Annotated in this window: 21 protein-coding genes; 11 read left to right on the forward strand and 10 right to left on the reverse strand. The window is 69.8% G+C overall.

Going from position 1 to position 23,895, the window contains the following annotated elements; all coding sequences use genetic code 11:
• Nucleotides 1–49: 49 nt before the first annotated feature.
• Nucleotides 50–388 carry a PilZ domain-containing protein gene (locus AAF430_00810; protein MEM7408758.1) on the reverse strand — a complete coding sequence of 113 codons (339 nt, stop codon included), beginning with the start codon at nucleotides 386–388 and terminating at the stop codon, nucleotides 50–52.
• A gap of 64 nt (nucleotides 389–452) precedes the next feature.
• Entirely contained in the window at nucleotides 453–905 is a 453-nt protein-coding gene (locus tag AAF430_00815; GenBank protein ID MEM7408759.1) for a helix-turn-helix domain-containing protein, read from the reverse strand.
• Nucleotides 906–1,002: 97 nt separating this feature from the next.
• Between AAF430_00815 and AAF430_00820 the strand changes: the two genes are divergently transcribed.
• Entirely contained in the window at nucleotides 1,003–3,273 is a 2,271-nt protein-coding gene (locus AAF430_00820; protein MEM7408760.1) for a molybdopterin-dependent oxidoreductase, read from the forward strand.
• A gap of 34 nt (nucleotides 3,274–3,307) precedes the next feature.
• Entirely contained in the window at nucleotides 3,308–4,144 is an 837-nt protein-coding gene (locus AAF430_00825; protein ID MEM7408761.1) for a glutathione S-transferase family protein, read from the forward strand.
• Nucleotides 4,145–4,155: 11 nt separating this feature from the next.
• On the opposite strand, the gene AAF430_00830 is transcribed toward AAF430_00825, so the two are convergent.
• The gene (locus AAF430_00830) at nucleotides 4,156–5,688 is read right to left on the reverse strand and encodes a carboxyl transferase domain-containing protein (protein MEM7408762.1); all 1,533 of its coding nucleotides are present in this window, start codon (nucleotides 5,686–5,688) and stop codon (nucleotides 4,156–4,158) included.
• 73 nt (nucleotides 5,689–5,761) lie between these two features.
• On the opposite strand from AAF430_00830, the gene AAF430_00835 reads away from it, so the two are divergent.
• Nucleotides 5,762–6,835: an acyl-CoA dehydrogenase family protein gene (locus AAF430_00835; GenBank protein MEM7408763.1), complete on the forward strand. Its 1,074-nt coding sequence runs from the start codon at nucleotides 5,762–5,764 to the stop codon at nucleotides 6,833–6,835.
• Between the two features lie 55 nt (nucleotides 6,836–6,890).
• A complete protein-coding gene (locus tag AAF430_00840) occupies nucleotides 6,891–8,099 on the forward strand; it encodes an acyl-CoA dehydrogenase family protein (protein ID MEM7408764.1) in 1,209 nt (402 codons plus the stop codon).
• An 18-nt stretch (nucleotides 8,100–8,117) separates the two neighbouring features.
• On the opposite strand, the gene AAF430_00845 is transcribed toward AAF430_00840, so the two are convergent.
• Both AAF430_00845 and AAF430_00850 read right to left on the reverse strand, forming a co-directional pair.
• Nucleotides 8,118–8,954 carry an SMP-30/gluconolactonase/LRE family protein gene (locus AAF430_00845; protein ID MEM7408765.1) on the reverse strand — a complete coding sequence of 279 codons (837 nt, stop codon included), beginning with the start codon at nucleotides 8,952–8,954 and terminating at the stop codon, nucleotides 8,118–8,120.
• A gap of 27 nt (nucleotides 8,955–8,981) precedes the next feature.
• Nucleotides 8,982–10,166, reverse strand: coding sequence for an OmpA family protein (locus AAF430_00850; protein ID MEM7408766.1), 1,185 nt, complete (start codon nucleotides 10,164–10,166; stop codon nucleotides 8,982–8,984).
• 111 nt (nucleotides 10,167–10,277) lie between these two features.
• Here AAF430_00850 and AAF430_00855 point away from each other — a divergent pair, with 111 nt between their 5' ends.
• Nucleotides 10,278–11,411 carry an epoxide hydrolase family protein gene (locus AAF430_00855; protein ID MEM7408767.1) on the forward strand — a complete coding sequence of 378 codons (1,134 nt, stop codon included), beginning with the start codon at nucleotides 10,278–10,280 and terminating at the stop codon, nucleotides 11,409–11,411.
• Nucleotides 11,412–11,445: 34 nt separating this feature from the next.
• On the opposite strand, the gene AAF430_00860 is transcribed toward AAF430_00855, so the two are convergent.
• A complete protein-coding gene (locus AAF430_00860) occupies nucleotides 11,446–12,120 on the reverse strand; it encodes a hypothetical protein (GenBank protein ID MEM7408768.1) in 675 nt (224 codons plus the stop codon).
• On the reverse strand, nucleotides 12,117–13,064 hold the full coding sequence (locus tag AAF430_00865; protein ID MEM7408769.1) for a ferritin-like domain-containing protein: 948 nt from the start codon (nucleotides 13,062–13,064) through the stop codon (nucleotides 12,117–12,119). The genes AAF430_00860 and AAF430_00865 overlap by 4 nt, the downstream gene beginning before the upstream one ends.
• A gap of 244 nt (nucleotides 13,065–13,308) precedes the next feature.
• Here AAF430_00865 and AAF430_00870 point away from each other — a divergent pair, with 244 nt between their 5' ends.
• From AAF430_00870 to AAF430_00880, 3 genes are read left to right on the forward strand one after another with little or no spacing between them, the layout of a single operon-like run.
• Entirely contained in the window at nucleotides 13,309–13,665 is a 357-nt protein-coding gene (locus AAF430_00870; protein ID MEM7408770.1) for a (2Fe-2S) ferredoxin domain-containing protein, read from the forward strand.
• A gap of 45 nt (nucleotides 13,666–13,710) precedes the next feature.
• Nucleotides 13,711–14,175, forward strand: coding sequence for a TIGR03618 family F420-dependent PPOX class oxidoreductase (locus AAF430_00875; protein ID MEM7408771.1), 465 nt, complete (start codon nucleotides 13,711–13,713; stop codon nucleotides 14,173–14,175).
• A gap of 17 nt (nucleotides 14,176–14,192) precedes the next feature.
• Complete coding sequence (locus AAF430_00880; GenBank protein MEM7408772.1) at nucleotides 14,193–15,569, forward strand: phosphotransferase family protein; 1,377 nt, start codon at nucleotides 14,193–14,195, stop codon at nucleotides 15,567–15,569.
• A gap of 6 nt (nucleotides 15,570–15,575) precedes the next feature.
• On the opposite strand, the gene AAF430_00885 is transcribed toward AAF430_00880, so the two are convergent.
• Nucleotides 15,576–16,856: a glycosyltransferase gene (locus tag AAF430_00885; GenBank protein MEM7408773.1), complete on the reverse strand. Its 1,281-nt coding sequence runs from the start codon at nucleotides 16,854–16,856 to the stop codon at nucleotides 15,576–15,578.
• Between the two features lie 152 nt (nucleotides 16,857–17,008).
• On the opposite strand from AAF430_00885, the gene AAF430_00890 reads away from it, so the two are divergent.
• The 3 genes from AAF430_00890 (at nucleotide 17,009) to AAF430_00900 (ending at nucleotide 22,190) form a co-directional block, all read left to right on the forward strand.
• The gene (locus AAF430_00890; protein MEM7408774.1) at nucleotides 17,009–19,135 is read left to right on the forward strand and encodes a tetratricopeptide repeat protein; all 2,127 of its coding nucleotides are present in this window, start codon (nucleotides 17,009–17,011) and stop codon (nucleotides 19,133–19,135) included.
• 128 nt (nucleotides 19,136–19,263) lie between these two features.
• Nucleotides 19,264–21,675, forward strand: a complete 2,412-nt coding sequence (locus AAF430_00895; GenBank protein MEM7408775.1) for an MMPL family transporter — start codon at nucleotides 19,264–19,266, stop codon at nucleotides 21,673–21,675.
• Between the two features lie 101 nt (nucleotides 21,676–21,776).
• Nucleotides 21,777–22,190, forward strand: coding sequence for a RidA family protein (locus AAF430_00900; GenBank protein MEM7408776.1), 414 nt, complete (start codon nucleotides 21,777–21,779; stop codon nucleotides 22,188–22,190).
• Between the two features lie 15 nt (nucleotides 22,191–22,205).
• On the opposite strand, the gene nrtS is transcribed toward AAF430_00900, so the two are convergent.
• Nucleotides 22,206–22,451, reverse strand: coding sequence for a nitrate/nitrite transporter NrtS (nrtS, locus tag AAF430_00905; GenBank protein MEM7408777.1), 246 nt, complete (start codon nucleotides 22,449–22,451; stop codon nucleotides 22,206–22,208).
• A 17-nt stretch (nucleotides 22,452–22,468) separates the two neighbouring features.
• On the reverse strand, nucleotides 22,469–23,890 hold the full coding sequence (cysS, locus tag AAF430_00910; GenBank protein ID MEM7408778.1) for a cysteine--tRNA ligase: 1,422 nt from the start codon (nucleotides 23,888–23,890) through the stop codon (nucleotides 22,469–22,471).
• Nucleotides 23,891–23,895: the final 5 nt, after the last annotated feature.

Consider the following 23,895-nt stretch of genomic DNA (forward strand, 5'->3'; position numbering starts at 1 on the left):
CGCGCGATCGTATCACCTGGCGCGGGGTCCGCGGCGCGGAGGTCGCGGGCTAGTCGCCGAGCTCGGCCACCCAGGCGTAGAAGGCTTCGGGCGCGCTGGTCAGCGCGATCCCGAATCCCTGGCGCGCGACCGGCGCGGCGGCCCGGTGTCCTCCCACCACCCGCGCGACGCGACCGAGGATCTCGAAGGTCTCGTTCTCCGAGCGCACCAGCTCGACGCGCACGTCCTGGCCGGCGGGCGGGGCGGGGCTGCGGGTCTCGAGGAAGAGCCCGGTGGCGGACAGGTTGGACACGAACCCCCGCAGCGTTTCGCCGCCGCAGTGCACGCTGCCCGGAATCCGGATGCGCTCGCGCTCGAAGCGCCGCTCGTCGCCACCATCCGCGTCCATGCCTTCGTATCGGCGCGGAGCCGGGCCGCCTGGATGCGCGATTTCGCCGAGCCGGGGAGGCGTTTCAGCGCGCCCCGGGGCCGCGCTGGGCTTTGAGGTCGCGCCGGCCGAGGCGGCGGCCGTCGGCGGCGCGCACCTCCATGCGGGGCACCCGACGTCCGCTCTTGCGATCGTGGAAGACCAGGGGCTCGTTGCCGCGGCCGAAGACCCAGTCATCGCTCCATTCGCGGAGCGACGTCAGCACCGGCAGCAGGGCCTCGCCCTTCTCGGTGAGGACGTACTCGTAGCGGGTGCCCTGGGTGCCCGCGTCGACCCGCTCGAGGATCTCGCTCTCGACCAGCCGGTTCAGGCGGTCGCTGAGCACGTTCTTCGCGATGCCGAGATCCGCCTGGAAGTCGGCGAAGCGTCGGATGCCGAAGAAGGCATCGCGGACGATCAGCAGGGTCCACCAATCGCCCAGGACGTCCAGCGCCTGGGCGATTCCGCACTGCATGTGATCGAAGCGGGTGCGACTCACAGTCAGGACAGCCTACCGCAGATCGTCGGATTCTGGTTGCATGAAGCAACCAAATCCTGGATGCTCTCGTGGCGCGCACCTTCACCAGGAGACTCCCATGGCGACCACCGCGAAGAACACGGAATGGCACTCCACCGCCTGCATTCTCTGTGAGTGCAACTGCGGGATCGAGATCCAGCTGGGTGGAGAGGACGGCCGTCGCTTCACGCGCATCCGCGGCGACAAGAAGCACGTCATGTCGAAGGGCTACGCCTGCGAGAAGCCGTCGCGCCTCGACTACTACCAGAACGGTCGCGACCGACTGCTGACGCCCCAGCGCCGGCGCGCGGACGGAACCTACGAGTCGATCGACTGGGACACGGCGATCCGCGAGGTGGCCGAGCGCTTCTCCGCGATCCGCGACGAGCACGGCGGGGAGTCGATCTTCTACTACGGCGGCGGCGGTCAGGGGAACCATCTGCCCGGCGGCTACTCGCGCACGATCCGTTCGGTGCTGGGCTCGCGCTATCGCTCGAACGCCCTGGCCCAGGAGAAGACCGGCGAGTTCTGGGTGGCCGGCAAGATGAGCGGCTGCATCACGCGCGGCGACTTCGAGCACTGCGAGGTCGGGGTCTTCATCGGCAAGAATCCCTGGTTCAGTCACAGCATGCCCCAGGCCCGGCTCACCCTGCGCGAGATCGCGAAGGATCCGAAGCGCAGCATGATCGTGATCGATCCGCGGCGCACCGAGACGGCCGACCTGGCCGACTTCCACCTGGCGGTGAAGCCGGGCGCGGATGCCTGGCTGCTCTCGGCGATGATCGCCGTGATCGTGCAGGAAGACCTCGTCGACAAGGCCTGGGTCGAGGCCCACACCGAGGGCGGCGAAGAGATCCTGCCCCACTTCGCGAGTCTCGACATCGCGACCTACTGCGAGAGGTCGGGCGTTCCCGAGGACCAGGTGCGCGCGGCCAGCCGCCGCATCGCGGCGGCGGAGAGCGTGGCGCTCTTCGAGGACCTCGGGGTCCAGATGAACCGCCACTCGACGCTGGTCAGCTACCTGCACCGGCTGATCGCCTTCACGACGGGGAACTTCGGGAAGAAGGGAGCGATGTACTCGCCCGCCTCGCTCCAGCCCCTCGGCTCCTCGGGGGGTGGCGGCCAGCGCACCAGTCCGGTGGCGGGGGCGCGCATCATCTCCGGGCTCGTTCCGTGCAACGTGATCCCCGAGGAGATCCTGACCGACCACGAAAAGCGCTACCGCGCCATGCTCGTGGAAGCGGCGAATCCGGTGCACTCGCTGGCCGACAGCCGGCGCATGCGCGAGGCCTTCGAGGCCCTCGACTTCGTCGTGGTGATCGACGTGGCGATGACCGAGACGGCGCGTACGGCCGACTACGTGTTGCCGGTGTCGTCCCAGTTCGAGAAGGCGGAGGCGACGTTCTTCAACTTCGAGTTCCCCCACAACTACTTCCATCTGCGCCGGCCGCTGCTCGAGCCGCCGGACGGGCTCTTCTCGGAAGCCGAGCTTCACGCCCGCCTGGTCGAGGCGATGGGCGAGATGCCCACCGAGGCCGTGGAGGCGCTGCGCACCGCTTGGGACGAAGGCCGCGTCCCGTTCCGGGAGAAGTTCTTCGAGTTGTTGAGCAGCCAGCCGAATTTCTTCGCCCTGGCCCCGGTGGTGCTGTTCCGCGCGATCGGTGACAAACTCCCGCATCGGCTCGCCGAAGGCGCGGTGCTCTATGCGCTCTGCCACATGGCGGCGCAGAAGAATCCGGACTCGATCCGGCGCGCGGGCTTCGAAGGCGAGGGCCTCGACCTCGGGGACGCGCTCTTCGACGGTGTGCTCGCCGGGGAGAGCGGCGTGATCTTCTCGGTCGACGACTGGGATACCAGCTGGGAGCGGGTGTCCCGGGCGGACCAGCGGATCCAGCTGTCGATTCCCGAACTGCGCGAAGAACTCGAAGGCCTCGAGGACAGTGCGCCGATCGCGGGAACGGCCGAGTTTCCGTTCCTGCTGTCGGCGGGAGAACGACGCTCCTTCACAGCGAACACGATCGTGCGCAACCCGGAATGGCGGAAGAAGGACGCCGGGGGGGCGCTGCGCATCCACCCCGAAGACGCCCAGGAGCTGGGCCTCGCCGATGGGGGCCGCGCGCGGCTGTCGACGCGTCGCGGAGCCACCGAGGTGAGCGTCGAGCTCTCCGACCGGATGCAGCGCGGCCACGTGTCGATCCCGAACGGTCTGGGACTCGACTACCCCGACGAGAGCGGCGCGCGGCAGCCGACCGGCGTCTCGCCGAACGAGCTGACGGCGGCCGAGGATCGGGACTGGCTCGCCGGGACCCCCTGGCACAAGAGCACCCTGGCCCGGGTCGAAGCGCTGTGATGCCGCAGACGGGGGACGGCAGGTGGGCGACGCCGTGAGTGCGACGTCTCCGGAAGGGCCGGTCCTCCGGCTCTTCTCCTACCTGCCCAACCCGCGGCTGGCGAAAGCCACGATCGCCGCGCGCCTGTGCGGCCTGGATCTCGAGACCCGCGGTGCGAAGCCGCCGGAACTCGCGAACTGGCTGTGGGATTTCGAGGCGCGTCCACTCGCGCCGGGCGAGGCCGATGCCTCCGACACGGAGCGCCAGGCCCGGACCGGCTTCCAGGGGAAGCTCCACAAGACCGACGCGTTCCTCGACGCGCATCCTTTCGGCACGGTTCCCGCGGCGTTCAGCCCCGACGGTCGCGTGGGGATCTTCGAGTCGAACAGCATCGCGCGCGCGGTCGCGCGCATCGGCCAGTCGCGCTGCAACCTCTACGGGCACGATGCCTACGAGGCGTCACGCATCGACAGCTTTCTCGATGTGAGCCTGGTCTTCGCCCGCGCGTCCCAGCGCTATCTGCTGGCGCTGGGCGGTGATCGGCTCGACGCTGTTCTCTACGAAGAAACGCGCGAAGCGTTGACGTCCTATCTGGCAGGGATGGACCAGGCGTTGGCCCCGGACCGCGCGACACTGGTGGGGGAGGCCTTGAGCCTCGCCGACATCGTGTACGCCGCCGAGATCACCCTGCTGTGCGGGGAGGGGCGGTCCCTCGCGACGCTCGCGTCCCTCGGCGTGCCTCCGCTGCTCGATGCCGCCGCGAAGGACTTTCCCCGCGCGTGGGCCTGCTTCGAGCGGTTGTGCGCGCACGCCGCATTCGCACCGGACCTGGGACCCTACCTCGACAAGGTCGCACGCAAGCGGGCCGAGGCCGAGGCCGCGCAGGCCTGACCGCTTGCGGGCTAGTCCCCCGCGCGGCGATGAGCGAGCAGGGAGAGTCCGGCGATCAGCTTGTCGCGCAGGTCGCGGGGGTCGATGACGTCGTCGTAGGTCAGCGCCTCGGCCATGCCCCACGGCCCGCCGCGCTGGCGCTCCTCCACCTGGGACTGGGTGTCCGAGTCGAGCTTCGCGGACGCACCGCCGCTCGCCGCGGGCATCGCGTCCATCGTCACGCCGGGGAAGGCGAAGGACAGGGTCTGCTTGTCGAAGGGGTTCTGGGCCATCGACGAGGCGCCGAACCCGAAGGACTTGCGCAGCGTGACGTGGAGCTTCGGGACGCGCGCGCGCCGCTGAGCCTGGAACATCTTCCCCGCCCACTTCAGGATCCCGTCGCGCTCGGCCTGGGTGCCGGCCATGACGCCCGGGTTGTCGGCGAGGAAGACGAGGGGCAGGCCGAAGGCATCGGCGGTGTGGATGAAGTCGGTGGCCTTGATCGCCGCCGGCGTATCGACGGCGCCGGCGCGCACGGCCGGGTTGTTCGCCAGGATGGCAACGGCGTGGCCGCCGAGGAAGGCGAGGGCGCACACCAGGGAGCGGCCGTAGCGCGGCTGGATCTCGAAGAGGCTGTCGGCGTCGACCACTTCTTCGAGCACGCGCGCCATCTTGTAGGGGCGTCGCTCGTTCGCGGGCATGAGATCGAAGATGCGCTCGAGTCGACGCGGCGCGGCGTCGGGGCCGTCGCGACGCGGCGGCGCCTCGGCGCAGTTCGCCGGGAAGTAGCCGAGGTAGCGGCGCGCCATGGCGATCGCTTCGTCGTCGTCGGCTGCGAGGTTGTGGGCGGTGCCGGCGACTTCGGTGCAGAGCTTCGCGCCGCCGAGCTCTTCCTTGGTGACGTCCTCGCCAGTGGCGGCTTTCACGAGCGGCGGTCCGCCCGTGAACATCGACGCGTGAGCGCTCATCACCGTGAAGTCGGAGAGCGGGGCGGCGAGGGCACCGTGGCCGGCCGACGCGCCGAGCACGAGACACACCATCGGCACCTGGCCGGACAGGTCGGCGAGGGCGAGAAGATCGTTCGGGGTGCGTCCGCCTCCCTCGAGGTTGCTGGTCAACCGGTGCCCGGCGCCGTCGAGCATCATCACCAGCGGGATGCGCTCCTGCTCGGCGAGCTCACACAGGCGGTAGCGCTTCGCCATCGAGCCCTTGCCGATCGAGCCCCCCAGCACCGAGAAGTCTTCCGCGCCGGCCAGAGTCGGGCGACCATCGATGCGCCCGAAGCCCGCCACGAAGGCGTCGGCCGGGACGTCCTCGCCGCCCACCAGGGAGCCGATTTCGGTAAAGCTGCCTGGATCGAACAGGGCGGCGATGCGCTGGCGTGCGTCGCGCTTGCCGCGGCCGTGCATGAGGCGCGCGACGCGTTCCTCGCCGCCCATGTCCCGTGCGCGCGACTGACGGCGATCGAGCTCATCGAGCAGCGGTTTCCAGTCCGCCTCGCCGCTGCTTGCACGCTGGTCCCGGCGCTGGCCGCCCCTAGATTCGCTGTCTCGCGTGTCGCTCACGACATCCTCCGCTGTCGATGGTATATCAGCGGTCCCCACGAGCGCCGCGCCGAGGCGCCGAACGAGGACCCCCATGGACTTTGGCCTCTCCGAGGAGCAGCGACTCCTCCAGGACACCCTGCGCAACTTCGCCGGCCAAGAGTGCCCGCTGCCGCGCCTTCGCGAACTCTTCGAGGCGGGGCAGGGCCACGATCCCGAGCTCTGGAAGGGCCTCGTCGAGATCGGCGTCGGGGGTCTCGCGCTGCCCGAGGCCCACGGTGGCAGCGGTCTCGAAGTGTTGGACCTGGCGCTCGTGGCCGAAGTGCTCGGGGAGGCCGCGCTGCCCGTCCCCTTTCTCGGTCACGCCCTTGCTGGTCTGGCGATCGCCTGGGGAGGCAGCGAGGCACAGCAGGCCGAGTGGCTGCCGAAGCTCGCGACCGGTGACGTCACGGCCACCGTGGCGCTCCTCGAGGGCTCCTCTGCGTGGCAGCCCGAGGAGTGGGCGTTGGCACCGGGCGCGTCGCTGCGCGGCGAGAAGCGCTACGTCCCCGACGCGGCGCGGGCCGATCTGCTCGTCGTGGGTACCCAGGGCGGTGGGTTCGCCCTCGTCGAGACCGGTGACCCGGGCGTGTCGTGGACCGCGGAAGAGGGCCTCGACCGCACGCGCGGGATCGCTCACCTGCACCTCGACGGCGCGAAGGCCGAGGCCCTGCCGGGCGCCGGCGCGGCCGCGCGCGTGCGCGACGCCGCTCTCGCGATCCTCGCGGCCGATGCGTTCGGCGCGGCCTGGCGGCTCCTGCGCATGACGATCGAGTACGCCGGAACCCGCGAGCAGTTCGGGACGCCCCTCGCCCAGTTTCAGGGCGTGAAGCACCAGATCGCGAACGCGGCCACCTCCCTCGAGCCCGCGCGCGGGCTGTGGTGGTACGCCGCGCACGCGGTCGACCAGCTCCCGGACCGGGCGCCCCACGCTTCCGCCCACGCGAAGGCCCACCTCACCGATCGCGCGATCGGTGCCGCCCGCGACGCCGTCGAGCTGCACGGGGGCATCGGGTACACCTGGGAGTCCGATGTCCAGATCTGGTTCAAGCGCGTGCTCTTCGACCGCACCTTCCTCGGCGGTCCCGAGGTGCACCGCGAGCGCGCTGCCCAGATTTCCGGTTGGTAGGCGCAGAAGCTGGTAAGCGCGCTGCCCGCTAGCCGCGCGCCACAGGAGACCCCCGATGGACCTACGATACGGAGAGAAGTACGAAGCCTTCCGCGCCGAGGTGCGCGCCTTCCTCGAAGGTTGGCCCCTGCAGGGCGACGAGGCGAAGTTGCCCGAGCAGGAGCAGCAGGCGCTCTTCCGCCGCCGCGGGATCGAGCGGGGCTTCGTCTACCGACACGTCCCGGTGGAGTACGGCGGCTCCGGGGGCGAGCCCGACGTGATCCTCGACCAGATCCTGCAAGAGGAATACGCGGGCAGTGGCGCGCCGGGCAACCTGCTGACCCAGGGCGCCGCCATGCTCGCGCCGACCCTGCTCGAGATGGGTACCGAGGCCCAGAAGCAGCGCTTCGTCCCGAAGGCCCTCACCGGTGAGGAGATCTGGTGCCAGGGCTACAGCGAGCCGGGCGCGGGCAGCGACCTCGCATCGCTCTCGTCGCGCGCCGAGCTCGTCGGCGACGAGTGGGTGATCCACGGCCACAAGATCTGGACGTCCGGTGCGGAGAAGTCGGACTGGATGTTCGGGCTGTTCCGCACCGAGCCCGATGCTGCGAAGCACGCGGGTATCTCCTACCTGCTGATCGACATGAAATCGCCGGGCATCGACGTGCGGCCTCTGCGCGAAATGACCGGCGGGGCCCTCTTCAACGAGGTGTTCTTCGACGGTGTGCGCACGCCCGCCGAGAACGTCGTCGGGCAGCGCGGTCAGGGCTGGCAGGTCTCGCGCGCCACGCTCAAGCACGAGCGCAACATGATCGGCAATCCGAACCAGACGCGGCACATGTTCGAAGAGCTGGTGGCGCTGGCGCGGAAGGGCGACGGGAACGCCGGCCCGGGGCTCTCGGACCCCCATGTGCGCCAGCGACTGGCCGAGCTCGAGGGGTACCTGCTGAGTCAGGAGTACACGGCGAAGCGGATCCTGAGCGCAACGGCGCGGGGCGAGCTCGAAGATGTGATGCTGCCGATGATGATGATGAAGCTCCACGGCACGAACCTGCGTCGCGGGCTCTCGGACGCGGGCTTCGATTGGATCGGTGCCGACGGGCTGCGTGAGCTCCTCGACGAGGAACAGGTCCCCTACGCCGCGGGAACGCCCGGCGCCTGGACCGCGCGGATGATGAGCGCCATTGCGATCGCAATCGCTGGCGGCGCGTCGAACATCCAGCGCAACATCATCGGTGAGCGCGGGTTGGGCCTGCCGCGCGACCTGCGGGCGCCGAAGGGCTAGCCGCCCAGCCGCTACGGATCAGATCGTGGCCGGCGTCAGCTTGGCGCCGGGAACGTCGAGCCGGGTGCGCAGCACGCAGCCGCGCAGCTCGGGCTGTTCGGTGTGGTCCGCGGTGGTGACGATGAGGTCGCGTCCGTCCTCGCCGGCGAAACACAGCGATGTGACGATCCGCGCCGGCACCTCGAGGCTCCACTCGACCTGACCGTCGGCGCGGTAGCGATCCACGCGCCCGCCGCCCGCGCTGGCCACCCAGATGCGCCCGCGTTCGTCGACGGCCATCCCGTCGGGCTGGCCGCCCTGCATGCGGAAGCTGCGCCGCTCGATCGCGTCGTCGCCCCGGGTGAGGTCGTGGGCGAGCACCACGCCGGAGCGCGTGTCCGAGTGGTAGAGGGTCGAGCGGCCGTCGGGCGAGAACGCGATGCCGTTGCCGTGCATGACGCCTCCGTAGAGCGCGGTGGCCTTGCCCTCGGCCTCGATGCGGAAGCACTCGCCGGGAATCGGCTGCGCATCGCGGTCGAAGACCGGGAAGCGCAGCGCTCCGGCGTAGACGCGCCCTTCGCCGTCGGTGCAGAGGTCGTTCCAGCCCGGCAACCCTTCGATCGAGAAGAGCGTGCGCGTCTGCCCGTCCTTCACGTGGACGATGTCGCGCCCCGAGAGCACGACTCCTCCGTCCGCGTGGAGCGCGATGCCTCCCACCCCGCGTCGCTTCGGGACGACCGTCGTCACCTCGCGCGTCTGGGGGTCGACGCGATACACGCCGCCCCCGAAGACGTCACTGAACAGAATGGTGCCGTCGACGTCCTCGGTCGGCCCTTCGACCAGCCCGTAGCCGCTGGCGAGTACCTCGAACGACACGCGTGAACTCCTGTTTCGAACGGTCGGCTAGCGGACGACCGTGATCTCGGTGCGCCGGTTCGCCTGGCGTCCCGCGGCCGTCTTGTTGGACTCGGCGGGGCTGCCCTCGCCCCAACCCTTCGCGTCGAGGCGATCGGACGCGATGCCCGCCGAGACCAGGTAGTCGCGCGCCGCCGTGGCGCGTCGGCGGGAGAGCGCCGTGTTGTACGCGTCACTTCCCTGGGCATCGGTATGGCCGTCGATACGCACACGGAGCCGGGGGTTCGCCTCGAGCACGGCCGCCACTTCGTCGAGGGCGCGCTGGCCCTTCGCGTCGATGGCTGCGCCGTTGGTCGGGAAGAGCAGGCCTTTCACGACCCAGCAGCCGCGGGCGTCGACGGCCGCCGCACGCGGCGTGCCCGGGCAGAGGTCGTTGCCGTCGAGGACTCCGTCGCCGTCCTGGTCGCGGGGCGCTGCCGCGACGTCGGGCAGGCTGGGTGCGGCGCCGAGGAAGACTTCGCGCTGGAACTGGTGGAGAGCCGCGACCGTGTTGACGCGGTCGGCCTGGCGGAAGCTGCCGCAGCCGCTGCTGGCCGCGAGGTCGCGCAGCAGTGCCGCTCCGGTCTGACCGGCACCGGTTTGCACCGTGTGGAAGCAGACCGGGCCGTCGTAGGCCTCGCGCAGCGCGTCGGCCGCCGCGAGGACCTCGCTCGGGTCGACCTCGCGCCCGACTTCGTCGGTGACGACGCCATCGCTGTAGACGACCACCGCGGCGGTTCCCGACTTCTCGGTGAGCGCCGCACCGGCTTCGCTGACCGCCTTGTGCAGGGGCGTTCCCTCGGAGAGGTGGGTCAGGGACTCGGCGTGGGTCACCACGCGGTTCCGATCGAAGCGCGCGAGTGCGTCGGTCTCGCGCTTGAAGCCGCCGAAGGCGATCGCACCCGCGTCGTAGCTGCCCTCGGGCATCGACTTCGCAAACGAGGTCACGAGCACCTTCTCATTGTGGAAGAGCGTGCTCCCCGGGACCGAGGCGGAGGCGTCGACCAGGACGACCAGGTGGTCGACGACCACGGCCTCGCCCGTGGCGGGCTCGAGGACGGGTGCGGCAATGGGCTGGGCGGGCGTCACGGGCGTGGCGCAGGCGAGGGCGAAGGCGGCACAGAGCGCCGTGCCGGTGAGCGGTCGAGCCAGAGCGAAAGACCGCGAGAGAATCCGACGAGTCGAACGGGTCATGCGTGAGTCCCCCTAGGTGGATAGGCTCCGGGCGCCAGCGTAGCGCCTCGCCTCGGCACGGTCGCGTGCGCGGTCCCATCCGATTCGAGGAGAACACCCGTGTCCGATTCCATCACCCCCTATCGCATCCACGTCCCGGACGACGTCCTCGAGGATCTCGCGCGCCGGATCTCGGCCACGCGGTTCCCCGACCAGATTCCCGACACGGGCTGGGATTACGGAACCGAGCTGGGCTACCTGCGCGAGCTGATCACCAGCTGGCGCGACGACTTCGACTGGCGGGCGGCCGAGGCGCGGCTGAACGCCTTCGATCACTTCGAAACGAACATCGACGGGCAGCGCATTCACTTCCTGCACGCGCGCTCGCCCCACCCGAACGCGTTCCCCCTGCTGATCTCCCACGGTTGGCCGGGCACCGTGGTCGAGTTCCTGAAGGTGATCGAGCCGCTCACCCATCCCGAGCGACACGGGGGCAACCCCGAGGACGCGTTTCACGTCGTGTGTCCGTCGCTCCCGGGGTACGGATTCTCGGAACCGACTCGCTCGCGTCAGTGGGACGTCCGACGCATGGCCGAGGCCTTCGTCGTGTTGATGGAGCGTCTCGGCTACGCGCGCTACGGCGCCCAGGGCGGCGATTGGGGCGCCCTCATCACCACCGAGATCGGCCTGCTCGACCCGGATCACGTCGCCGGGATCCACGTCAACATGCCGATGGCGATTCCCCAGCCCGACGTGGACGAGCTGACCGACGCCGAGAAGGCCGACCTCGCCGACATGGCCCAGTTCGATGCGGACGAAACCGGTTACCAGCGCATCCAGGGAACGAAGCCCCAGACCCTCGGCTTCGGGCTGATGGACTCACCGGCGGGTCTGGCCGCCTGGATCGTCGAGAAATTCCGCACGTGGACCGACTGCCACGGCGACGTAGAGAGCGTGCTCACCCGCGACGAGCTGCTCACGAACATCATGGTCTACTGGGTGACGGGCACGATCACCAGCTCGACACGGCTCTACTACGAGGTCTTCAAGGGCGGGCGCATCGGCTACCTCGGCAACCGGGTCGAAGTGCCGACCGGCGTGGCGCGCTTCCCGAAGGAGATCTTCCGCTTCCCGCGGCGCTGGGTCGAGAAGCACTACAACGTGACCCACTGGACCACGATGCCCGAGGGCGGCCACTTCGCGGCGATGGAACAGCCCGAGCGCTTCGTCGAGGATCTGCGGAAGTTCTTCGCGACGGTTCGCTAGGGCGAGTCCGGGCGCTCGGAACCGGGGCGGGCGCTCAGGCCTGGCCCGGTGCGAGGTCTCCGGTGGCGCCGCCGCAGGCGATCAGCGCGTTGCGCATGTGCTGGGCGCGTTCGCGGCGCCGCTGCTGGGTCGCCTCGGTCTCGCAGAGGCGCTCGAGCACCTCGTGGCCCCAGGCGATGTGACGGCGCGTCTTGCGCACGATGTCTTCCAGGATGTCGATCGTCGGCGCGTCCGAGATCGGGTCGGTCTCGCGCATGTGACGCTCGTAGAGCTCCACCAGATGGGGCTTGAGGACGTCGAAGACGCCGGCCAGCTTCTCGATCGTCTGGTCGGGACGCTCGGGCGCCGAGACTTCCTGGATGAAGGACGCGAAGCCGTCGTTGCCGGCTTCGGACTGGCTCAGCGCCTTGCGTCCGCAGCGCAGCTCGGGCAGCCGCTTGCCGAACTCGTCGGCCGCCTTCGCCGTCTCCCAGATCACCTTCCCCAGGCCGGTCTTGACCGGCACTTCGGGAATGGTGGCCACCCAGCCGCCCATGATCATCATCATCCACTCTTCCGCGTAGCGGAAGTTGCGGACGCGCCGCGCGGTCGCCTCGACGTCGTAGCGGCCGTGGAGCTCGCGCAGGTCGGCCGGGATGTCGAAGGCAGAGTAGGGCGCGAAGGTGGTGCGCTCGTCCTGATTGCTGCCGGGGTAGAGACGCTCGCTCACGCTGCGGCTCCCGCGCCCTTCGCCTTGTGGCGTTCGTGCAGGATGCGTGCGGCTTCGCGCAGGGTCTGCTTCGTCGGGCCACCGCTCGAGAGCTGCTTCAGGTCGTCGAGCTCTTCTTCGGTGAAGCCGGCTTCGCGCCGCACTTCCATCGCGATCGGGATCGCCGCATCGTCGTTGTCCGAACGCGCGCCGCCGAAGCTGAACTGTTTGTCGACCTGGCGTCGGAAGTCCTGGGCGCGCTTGTAGCGATCGGGGTCGTCCTTCGTGAACTCCTTCACCCAGTCGCTGCCGAACCGCACGTGGGTCAGCTCGTCGGCGAGAACGTAGTCGACCGCCTGGTACATCTTGTCGTCGCCGATCTCGGCGGCGTACTTCATGACGTCGCGGAAGACGTCGCAGGCGAGACCCTCGAGGCCCCGGTTCACGCCGGCCACGCGCAGCGCCGGGTCGTCGGAGCAGGCGCACTCGAACAGGAACGTGCTCTCGGGATACATCCCCGGCTCGCCGCCGACATGGTCGAGCAGCTTCTCGTAGATCTGGACGTGACGGGCTTCGTCCCAGCACTGGCGCGCCATGTTCATCTTGAATTCCCAGGGCGCGTCCGGGAAGTCCCAGAGCGAACGCCCCGCGCCTTCGAGGGCCTGGACCTCGCCCACGAAGATGCCGTGCATGCGCTGGCGCATGCGCGAGTCGGTTCCGTCTTCGCCGGGCCGGATCGGCTCCTGGAGGGTCACGAGGCTGAAGGCCGGGCCGTAGGTCTCGAAGAGTTCCTCGGCGGCGGTGCCGCGGACGGCTTCTTCGATCATCGGCGCCAGCTTCTCGAAGGCCGAGACGACGGCGTCGACGTCGTCGGGCAGATTCGCCAGAGCCGTGGAGGCCGCGGTGTCCTGTCGGATGAAGCGGCTGTCGCGGGCGAGTTCGGTGTGCTCGATGAAACGGCGCATGGAACCTCCGGGGCGCACACCCACTGGGCCCGAGACGAAAGGGTGGGGCAGGCCGCAACTCGCGGCCGCGCCGGGCGCCGGTGAGGTGTCGTCAGTGTACGTGTCAGGATAGGGGCTCGCAGGGGCCGGGTCCAAGCGCGAATCCGAGGCGGCGGACGCGCGCTTGGGGCTGCCTATACTGCCCGGCCCTTCCCCGTGGCGACCCGCGCCCCCTGGAGAGCCCTTGTCCGATCCCCGCCGCCGGATGCTCGATGCCAAGTCCCGCGAACTCGGCGTGGACACGATCCAGCGCCACATCTTCCTTTGCGCGGATCAGACCGAGCCGAAGTGCTGCAAGCGCGACGACAGCCTCGCCGCCTGGGACTACCTCAAGCGGCGCCTGAATGAGCTTTCGCTCACCGGGTCCGGCGGCGTGTTTCGCACCAAGGCGAACTGTCTGCGCCTCTGCATGCATGGCCCCATTGCCGTCGTGTACCCGGAAGCGGTCTGGTACCACTCGTGCACGCCCCTGGTTCTCGAGCGCATCATTCAAGAACACCTTATCGGCGGCGTGCCCGTCGCGGACTACGTGTTCCACGAGGGAGCGGGGGCGCCGAGCTAGGTCGGCGCACTCGTCCGCATCCTCTCAACACCGAAGGAGCCCCACATGCCGAAGCGACGCGACAAGATTCGAATGACCGACGACGAGCTCTGGAAGTTCGTCGAAGCGCAGCAGAGCCTCCAGGTGGCGACGATCGGTAAGGATGGGATGCCTCACCTGACGACCCTGTGGTTCGCCGTCCTGGACGGCGACATCGTCTTCGAGACGTTCACGAAGTCCCAGAAGATCGTGAATCTGCAGCGCGACCCGCGGATTTCCGTCCTGGTCGAAGACGGCACCACCTACAATCAGCTGCGTGGAGCGACCTTCAGCGGTACCGCCGAGCTCTACACCGAGCCCGAACGCATCCACCCGGTGGCCGAAGCCGTGATCCGCAAGAATCAGCCCGAGGTCCCGGAAGACCAGATCCCGCAGGCCGCGAAGATGATGGCGGTGAAGCGCACTGCGGTGGTGGTGAAGCCGACGAAGATCGTCAGCTGGGACCACAACAAGCTCGGCGGAGCCTACTGAGCCAAGGAGCCCGGCGGATGTCATCCGAACCGTTCTCGCGCGACGACTTCCTGAACGACGGCGAATGGGGAGCCCCCTTCCGCGAGATCGAAGGCCTCGTCGGCGGAGAGCTCGTGCACGCCGAGCGTCAGGAGCGCTGGCGGCCCGCCTGGTTCTTCGACATCGAACGCGACGGCGAGCGCCTGCCGCTCTACTACCGCGGCGACCGGGGGCTCGAGCCCGATGGCGTGGACACCCTGCGGCGCGAGATGCAGGTGCTCCAGCTGCTGGAGGCGCACGGCATTCCCGTGCCCCACATCTACGGCTTCTGCGAGAGTCTGCCCGGGATCGTGATGGAGCGCGCCCCGGGTCGGGCGAACCTGGCCACGGCCGATAGCGAAGACGAGCGGCGCGCGGTGCTGCGGCACTACCTGGACCTGCTCGCCGAGATCCACCGGCTGCCGACCTCGAAGTTCGAAGCGCTCGGTTGCCCGATGCCCCAGACCGCGGCCGAGCGCAGCCTCGGCGACATTCCGCGCTGGGAGCGCATGTACCAGCGGGGGAAGAATCAGCCCGAGCCGACCATCGAGCTGATCCTCGGTTGGCTGCGCGAGAACGTGCCGACCCACCGGGAGCGGGTGGCTCCGGTCGTCGGCGACGCGGGCCAGTTCCTGTTCGACCAGGGACGCGTCACGGCGGTGATCGACATCGAGTTCGCGGCGCTGTCCGACCCGCTCGCCGATGTCGGTGCCCTGCTGAGTCGCGATCTGAGCGAGCCGCTCGGCGACCTCTCGGCGGGCATCCAGTACTACCGGGAGATCACCGGCGAGGACTTCGAGCGCGACGACCTGCTCTATCAGGCGGTGCGTTTCATGGTCGTGACTCCGCTCTCCACCTGTTACCTCTGCGCGAAGCCGCCGCCGGGCCTCAACCTCGTGCAGTACGAGAGTTGGAACAGCGTCTACGGCCGCATTCCGCTCCAGCTGATCGCCGAGATCGAGGGCGTCGAGATCGAGTCGCCCGACCTCGGGCACCCGCGCGACCACCGCTACGGCGTGGTCTCCGACGCCCTGGTCGAGATGCTGCGTGCCTCGGCGAAGGACGGCGATCCCTACGCCTGGGACACGGCGGCACGGCTCGCCGAGTACGTGCGGGCCGTCGACCAGCACGGCGCGCGCTTCGAAGCGGAAGATCTCGACGAGACCGCAGCGCTCCTGGGACGTCGTCCTTCGGACTGGCGAGACGCCGACGCCGCCCTCGAACAGCTCGCGATGCAGGCGACCCGCGACACCCGTCCCGGGCTGTTGCGGTTGCTGGTGCGACGCACCCTGCGACGCGAGGCGCTGCTCGGCGCCGCGATGCGCGAGCTCGTCGGCGCCGAGGCCCAGCGGATCGAGCTGCCGCCGCTCGGCTGAAGTCGCTCAGCGCCAGGCGCGCGGCGGCTTCGGCGGCGGAACGAAGCGTCCCGGCGGACGCACGGTCTGCTGGCAGAGTTCGGTGTACTCGCCGACCAGCGCGTCGGTGATCCGGTCGCGGTCGAAGTGCCGCGCGAACGCCCGACCGGCCCGGCCCAACCGTGCGCGGCGCTCGGGATAGAAGGCGAGGGCGCGGAGTGCGCGGCCCAGATCGCGCGCATCGCCCGGCGCCGCGAGCAGGGCGGTGTCGCCCTCGCGTACGCTTTCCGGGAGACCGCCGCTGCGACTCACGACAACGGGCAGGCCGCTCGCCTGGGCTTCGACCACGGCCAGGCCCTGGGTCTCTTCGGCGCCGTCGTCGCCGCGCAGACTGGGCTGGCAGTAGAGCTGGGCCTTCGCCATCCAGCCACGCACGGCGTCGTGGGCGAGGGCACCGGCGAAGTGGACGCGCTCGGCGATGCCGAGCTGGCGCGCGCGCTGCTCGAGCTCGGCGCGCTGGGGTCCGTCACCGACGATGACGTAGCGCCACTCCGGTGCGCGAGCGGCGAGGCTCGCGAAGGCGTGGAGCGCGACGCCGAAACCCTTCACGGGCACGAGCCGCCCAACGCTGAGCAACACCCGTTCGTCGCGAATCGCCGCGGGTGCTGCTGGGCGAAAGTCGTTCACGCGCACGCCGACGGGCAGCAGCCGGATGCGATCCTCGGGCGCCCCCAGTGCGAGCAGGCGTTCACGCGAGAACTCGGAGTTCACGAACAGGCGCGCCGCGCGGTGCCACAGCGCGTCGTAGCGATGTACGCCCCCCTGCTGGGGGACGACGTTCAGATCGTGACCGTGGAAGCTGACCACGAGCGGCGCGTTCAGAAGACCGAGATGCTGGAGCTTCACGGCGTCGACACCGGTGGGTCCGTGATGGCAGTGCACGAGGTCGTAGGGCCGGCGGTCGAGCAGGGGCAGGCCACGGTAGAACAGGGACAGGGAGAGTCCGCGGCGCCCGAAGCGGCGCGGGTCACAGGAGCGGAGCAGCGGGACGGCATCCCAGCCGTGCTGCCAGGTATGACGCGCGACCCCGGCGACGCGCGCGGCCCGCTTCTCGGGGACCGGCGGCGGCAGGATGCGGCGGCCCAGCAGGGCGTCGGGTTCGCCCTCTGCCGATGGCGTGAGGCGCGGCTCTCCCCGCTCCGGGAAGACCTCCACCTCGTGGCCGCGGGCGACCAGGTCGGTGACGTGGTGGTGGACGAAGGTCTCGGAGAGGCTCGGAAATTCGCTCGTCAGGATGGCGATCCGCATGGCTGCGCTCCCGGGCCACAACGGCCCGAGCTGCTTATCGGTTGCCGCTTCCTGAAGCTGCAGCGTTTTCGCGCCAGGCCAAAAAAAAGCAGCTGGGCTCTACGGTTCGCGCCGGTCCCTGCCGATACCCCGATTGAAGGGGGAGCGCAGGGATGCAGTCACAGCAGGCACCGCACGAGAGGGCGCAGGAGCATGCGGGGCGGGCCATCCAGGCCCAGGCCCGAGGAGACTGGCCGGAGGCGGCCCGGTCCTGGCGTGCTGCCCTCGCATCCGAGAGCGGTCCGGCGGCCTGGTGGAGCGAGCTGGCCCGCTGCGAACGCGCGGCCGGCGACCTGCCCGCGGCCCACGATGCCTACCGCGAACGCGTGCGCCGGATCCCGGGCGATGGTCGCGCCTGGACGGATCTCGGTGCCGTGCTCCTCGAGCAGGGACAGCCGCGCCTGGCCGAGCACGCCTTGGACCGCGCGATCGGCTGCGCACCGAACCCGGACGCCCTGGCCCTGCGCGCGTGCGCCCGCGAAGCCCGCGGCGACTGGGAGACGGCCGAGCTCGATTGGTGCGACCTCTTGTTCCTGGCGCCGGAACACCCGGACGCCCGGATTCGGCTGGGGGCCTCGCTCGGCGAGCGCGGTCGACTTGCCGAGGCGAACTGGCACCTGCGTCGCGCCGTCCGCGAGTTCCCGACCTCCGCCGAGGCGTGGGCCGCGTTGGGGCGTGTCCTCCTCGCTCGGGGGCGACGCCCGGAAGCGCGGCGCGCGCTGCGACGCGCGCTGCGCCTGGATCCCGCACGGGCCGAGGCCCACTGCGACGCCGGTCAGGTGGCCTGGGATCTGCGTCGGCTCGCCGAAGCCGAGGACCACTTCCGCACGTGCATCGCCCAACAGCCCGACGCCGCACTGGGGCATGCCCGTCTTGCCGTCTTCCTCGCGAGCGAACGGCGCGCGATGGGCGAAGCCCGCCACCACGTCGCACAGGCCCTCGAACATGCAGCCGACGACGTGGCCGTTCGCCACCGGGTCGGGGATGCGTGGTACGCCTGGGGAGATGGCTCCCAGGCGCGGGCCCATTGGCGCTTCGCAGCCCGTCGCGGCTACGCGCCCGCCCAATGCGTGCTCGGTTGTCTGCCGGCGGTGAACCGCCGGGACCGCGCGCGTACGCGGGGATGGTTGGAACGCGCCGCGAGCCAGGACGAACCCGAGGCCTGCTTCCGGTTGGCGCTGCTCCGCGAGCGCGAGGGCGACCTCGACGCGGCGGAGGAGCGCCGCGTGTCGGGTCTCTATCAGCGGGCGGCGGCGCGCGGTCATGCGGCCGCCCAGTGTCGGTTGGCTCTGCGTACGGCCGAGGGGATCGGCGTCGAAGTCGACGCGTCCCGTGCGGCCGCCTGGTTCGAGCGCGCCGCGCAACAGGGGCACATCGAATCCCAACGGCACCTGGGCACGCTCTACGACCACGGCGCAGGGGTTCCCCAGGACCCGGGCCGCGCACTCCACTGGTTTCGCAAGGCGGCCGAGGCGGGGGATGCCACGGCCCAGTGCCACCTGGGCATCCTCTACGAGACGGGCGATGCGGGCGAGCGGGACCTGTCCCGCGCGCTCTACTGGCTGCGACGCTCGGCGAAGCAGGAGCATGCGGCGGCCGAGTTCACGTTGGGATGGCTCTACGAGCGCGGCGAGGGCGTGGAAGCCGACATCGCCGAGGCGGTCGTCTGGTACGAGCGTGCCGCCGAGCGGGGCCTGCGTTCGGCCCAGTTCCACCTGGCGATGCTCTTGCTCTCCGGAGACGCGGGCGAGTGCGACCCGTCGACGGCGATCCACTGGCTCGAGGAGTCGGCGAGCCGGGGCGTGGTCGAGGCGGCCTACAACCTGGGGCTGCTGCACCGGATCGGTCACGGCACCGAGAAGGACGCTCGCCTGGCCTTCTGGTGGTTCAGTCGCGCCGCCCACGCCGGACACAAGTCGGCCCAGGTCCAGCTGGGCGAGCTCTACGTCGGCGGCGAGGGCGTGGGCTGCGATGGCGAGCGCGCCGTCGACTGGTTCCGCCGCGCCGCCGAGCTCGGCAGCGTGTCGGCCCAGCGCCGCCTGGGACGCTGTTACGCGTCGGGGATCGGTGTCGCTCCCGATCTGACGACGGCCTACATGTGGGCCACGGTGGCCTGCGACGCTGGCGACGCCGAGGCCGACGCCCTGCGCAGCGATCTCGCCGAGCGGCTGTCGACACGAGAGCGTTGGCAGGCGCGCGCCGCGGCCGCGCTCTGGCAGAAAGAGCGCGTCGCGAGCTAGCGCCGCCGCCGATTCTTCGCAGATCCGTCGCCCCGGAGTGAAGCGCTTCACGGCGGTGTCGCGCCGAGCTGCCGATCCTCTCCACGTCTCATCGAGACGGGTGATCGAGAGGAGTGGTGATGCGAGGGATGCACCGACGAATCGAGGGATCGCGCTGGGCGCAGTTCGTCGCGGCCCGGCCCGGCTGGGTCCTGGCGGCCGCTCTCCTGCTGGCGTTGGTCTCGATCACCCAGCTCGGGGAGCTTCGCTTCGATGCGCGGACCGAGGGATTCCTGCCCGAGAACGACCCGGTTCGCGTCGAGTTCAACGCGTTTCGCGACTACTTCGGTCGCAGCGAGCCCGTCGTCCTCGCGGTGCGCCTGCCCGAGAACCTGGGGGATCGCGCCTTCCTCGAGCGGCTTCGGGCGCTGCACCGAGACCTCGAGAACGAGGTTCCCTATCTCTCGACGATCACGAGCCTCGTCAACGTGCGTCACCTCGAGGCGCACGGCGACACCCTTCACGTCGGCGAACTCCTCGAGGAGATGCCGCGCACGGTGGAGGAACTCGCCGCTTTCGAGACCACGGTTCGCGCGAGTGAGCTCTACACCAACCTGGTGATCTCCCCGGACGAAGCCTGGACGCTCGTGGCGTTCGAGACGGAGTACGAGATCGGCGAAGCCGTGGATCCACTGAGCTTCGAACCGACGGGTGCCGACCGCCGGGAGATGGGGCCGGGTGAAGACGCCGACGTGATCGCCGCCGTGCACGAGATCGTCTCGCGCCACCGCGCGGACGGCTTCGAGATCCGCGCCGGTGGCGGGATCCTGATCCAGAACCGCGTGACGACCTCGTTACGCGTCGACTTCGTGCGGCTGCTCTTCCTCGCCATGACCGTGATCACGGTGCTCTTGATCCTGCTCTTCCGCAGCCTGCTGGCGGCTTTGCTGGCGGTGGCGGTGGTCGCGCTCTCGCTGGTCGGAACGCTGGGCTGCATGGCGGTCTTCGGCGCACCCGTGGGCGTCGGCAGTCAGATCTTGCCGACCTTCCTCCTGGCCGTCGGGGTCGGCTACGCCGTCCATGTCCTCACGGTGTTCCGGCAGAAGCGGGCTTCCGGGCGCGACCGTCGGCTCGCCGTGATCGCGGCGCTCGATCACAGCGGCAAGCCGATCGTGCTGACTGCTGCGACGACGGTCGCCGGCCTGGTCTCGTTCGCGCCGGCGGGTCTGATTCCAGTTGCCCAGATTGGCGTGTTCGCCCCGCTGGGTGTCGCGTTCGCGGCGCTCTACGCCCTCTCGCTCCTGCCGGCCCTGTTGGTGCTGTGCCCGCTGCGGGTTCCGGAGGCGAGGTCGCGTCCGTCGGGCGCCACGGCGCGCCGGTTGGTGGCCGTGGGGGACTGGGCGTTGCGCCATCGCCTGAGCGTCTTCGCGGCGCTCGGGATCGTCTGGGCCGCGGCGATCCTCGGCGCGCTCCAACTGCGCACGAGTCACGATCCCCTGGCATGGGTTCGCAACGATCCTGAGCTCGTCGAGACGACCGACATCGTCGATCGCCACATGGGTGGGGCGGGCGTGCTCGAGCTGCTCATCGAGGCCCACCCCGGGAAGAGCCTGCGCGATCCCGAACTCCTCGCGGCCATGGACCGGCTCGAGTCGAGGATCCTGGACCTCGAGGTCGGACCCCTGCGCGCTGCGAAGGTGCTCGGCTTGCACCGCATCGTGAAGGAACTCCACCAAGAGCTCCACGGCGGAGATCCGGCGTGGTACCGGGTTCCGGACGATTCCGTGCTGCTCGCCCAGGAGCTGCTGCTCTTCGAGAACGGGGGGAGCGAGGATCTCGAGAAGTGGGTCGATTCGACCTATCGGGTCGGACGCATGACGACGCGGATCCCCTGGGCCGATGCCTACCACATCGTTCCCTACGCCGAAGAGCTACAGCGGCTTGCCCGTCTCGAGCTGGGTGAGCACGCCGACATCAAGCTCGGAGGGCTGCAGACTCTGGTGACCCGCGCGTTCGTGTCCGTGAACGAGATCCTGATCGAGAGCTACTTGATCGCGTTCGTGCTCGTGTCGCTGATGATGGTCGTGCTCGTCGGCGATCTCCGCGTCGGACTCGTCGCAATGATCCCGAACCTGACTCCGATCGTCGTGGCGCTCGGCTTCATGGGCTGGGCCGGGATCCCGCTCGGGACGCTCACGATGCTCGTCGGCAGCATCGTCCTCGGACTCGCCGTCGACGACACGATCCACATGGCCCACGGCTTCGTTCGCCACCAGCGAGCCTTTGGAGACCCCCAGGCCGCGATCCGTGCGACGCTTCGGACCACCGGCGTGGCGCTGCTGTTCACGAGCCTCGCACTCGTCTGTGGTTTCCTCGTCTACGGCTTCGGGTCTCTGACCACGATGCTGCACTTCGGCGTCATCGCGGCGCTCTCGATCAGCGTGGCCCTCGCCGCGGATCTCCTCGTCCTCCCCGGTCTCCTGGCGTGGCTCTACGAAGACCGTTCGGGCCCGGCGGCGGAAGCGATTCCGATCGAAGGGTGGGCCGTCGACGCGCGCTGACGCAGGGCTGCTGTCGGTGGGCTCGGGGTCGCGAGGGCCGGGACGGGCGTATACTGCGTCGCTCGAACCCGAGCGCGCCCGATCCACCCAGGAGCCACGTCATGTCCGTCGAAACCCTGAACCCCGAAGGTCTCGCGAAGCCTGCAGGCTTCGCCCAGGTGTCGGTATCGCGCGGTTCGCGCTTCATCCAGATCGCGGGCCAGGTCGGCCAGGACGCTTCCGGGACGATCGTGGCCGAGGGCGACCTCACCCAGCAGACCGCCCAGGCCCTCGTGAACGTGAACATCGCCCTCGAAGCGGCCGACGCCGGTTGGGACGATGTCACCAGCTTCACGATCTACGTCGTGGGTTGGGAAGAGTCGAAGTTCGGGGATCTCGCGAAGGGCTTCGGTCTCGCGGCAGAGAAGCTCGGTGTGGACCGCCTCGAGCTCAAGCCGAGCACGCTGGTCGGCGTCCAGGCGCTGGCGAGCCCCGTATACCTGGTGGAGATCGCCGCCCTGGCGGTCGCGGACTGACGCGCCGATCGGCGGCTACGCCGCGGGTTTTTCGGACGCGCGCAACGCACCGACGCTCGAGAGCGTCGAGACCAGATAGGGCACCAGCGGTGTCAGGCCCATCTTCCACAGGCGGTTCGCGGTCCATTCGCCGCGGAGCAGCGCGTCGCCATGGTTGATGGCGATGAGGATCGCGCCCACCACCACCGCGTAGCCGAGCGCCCGCCGCACCACCGGCCAGGAAAGGGCCAGTGCGAGCCAGGAGCGAGCGTCGTTCGCCATGCGTGCGGGGCCTTGCGCTAGGTGCGCCGCCAGCGGGTTCCCTCGGGAGAATCCAGCAGTTCGATCCCGCGCTCGGCGAGGGTGTCGCGGAGCGCGTCGGCGCGCGCCCAGTCCTTGGCGGCGCGGGCGGCGTCGCGTTCGGCCACCAAGGCGTCGATCTCGGCGTCGTCGGCACCTGCGGCGGGCGCGTCCGAGAGCACCCCGAAGATCTGGTCGAACTCGCGCATCAGGGCGACGGCGCGTTCGGCGTCGGCCCGGCCGGGCTGGGCCCGGTTCACGACGGTCATGAACTCGTGGACGACCGCCAGCGCCACCGAAGTGTTGAGGTCGTCTTCGAGGGCTTCGCGGAACGCCGCGCGCGCTGTCTCGATCGCAGCGGCAACCGCCGGATCGTCGGGGCCCTCGGGACGCTCGGCCATCTCATAGGAGACGAAGTTGTCGAGCTTCGCACGCGTCTTCGCGGCTTCGTCGATCAGGGACAGATCGAAGGGGAGGGGAGAGCGGTAGTGCTGGCGCAGCAGGTAGAGCCGCAGATCCTCGCCGCTGTATCCCTTCTCGACGAGCTCCGGGATGGTGTAGAGCGTGCCGGCGCGCTTGCTCATCTTCTGACCGCCGATCTCGAGCCAGCCGCAGTGGATCCAGGTCTCCACGAACCGCTCGCCGGTCACCGACTCGCTCTGCGCGATCTCGCACTCGTGGTGCGGGAACTTGTTGTCCGGCCCGCCGGTGTGGATGTCGAGGCGATCGCCGAGATACTTGCGGGCCATGGCCGAGCACTCGATGTGCCAGCCGGGGAAGCCGCGACCGAACGGCGAGTCCCACTGCATCAGGTGCTTCGGGTCGTGCTTCCAGAGCGCGAAGTCCGCCGAGTGGCGCTTGTCGCTGCGGTCTTCGACGCGCCCCGACGCCCCCGTCGAGAGCTCCTCGATGGTATTGCCCGAGAGTTCGCCGTATCGCGGAAACGAGGCGACATCGAAATAGACGTTCCCCTCGACCGCGTAGGCGTGCCCGTCTTCGAGCAGCTTCTCGATCATCGCGATCATCTCGGGGACGTGTTCGGTGGCGCGCGGGTAGGTGTGGGCCGGCAGGATCTTCAGGACCGCCAGGTCCTCCTTGAAGTTCGCCTCCTCTTCCCGCGCGATCTCCCAGGGGTCGAGCGAACGCCGCGCGGCCTCCTTCTGGAGCTTGTCCTCGCCCTGGGCATCGGCGACGTCGTCCTCGGTGAGGTGCCCGACGTCGGTGATGTTCATGATCTGGTGCACCCGGTAGCCCAGGTACTCGAAGCTGCGACGCAACAGGTCGGCCAGGACGAAGGCCCGGAAGTTTCCCAGGTGCTGGCGCTTGTAGACCGTCGGGCCGCAGTGGTACATGCGCACCTCCCCCTCGTGGAGGGGGGCGAAGGCCTTCAGCTGGCCGGTGCGGCTGTCGTGGAGCTTCAACGCGA

This window comes from Myxococcota bacterium (assembly GCA_039030075.1).
GTDB lineage: Bacteria > Myxococcota_A > UBA9160 > UBA9160 > SMWR01 > JAHEJV01.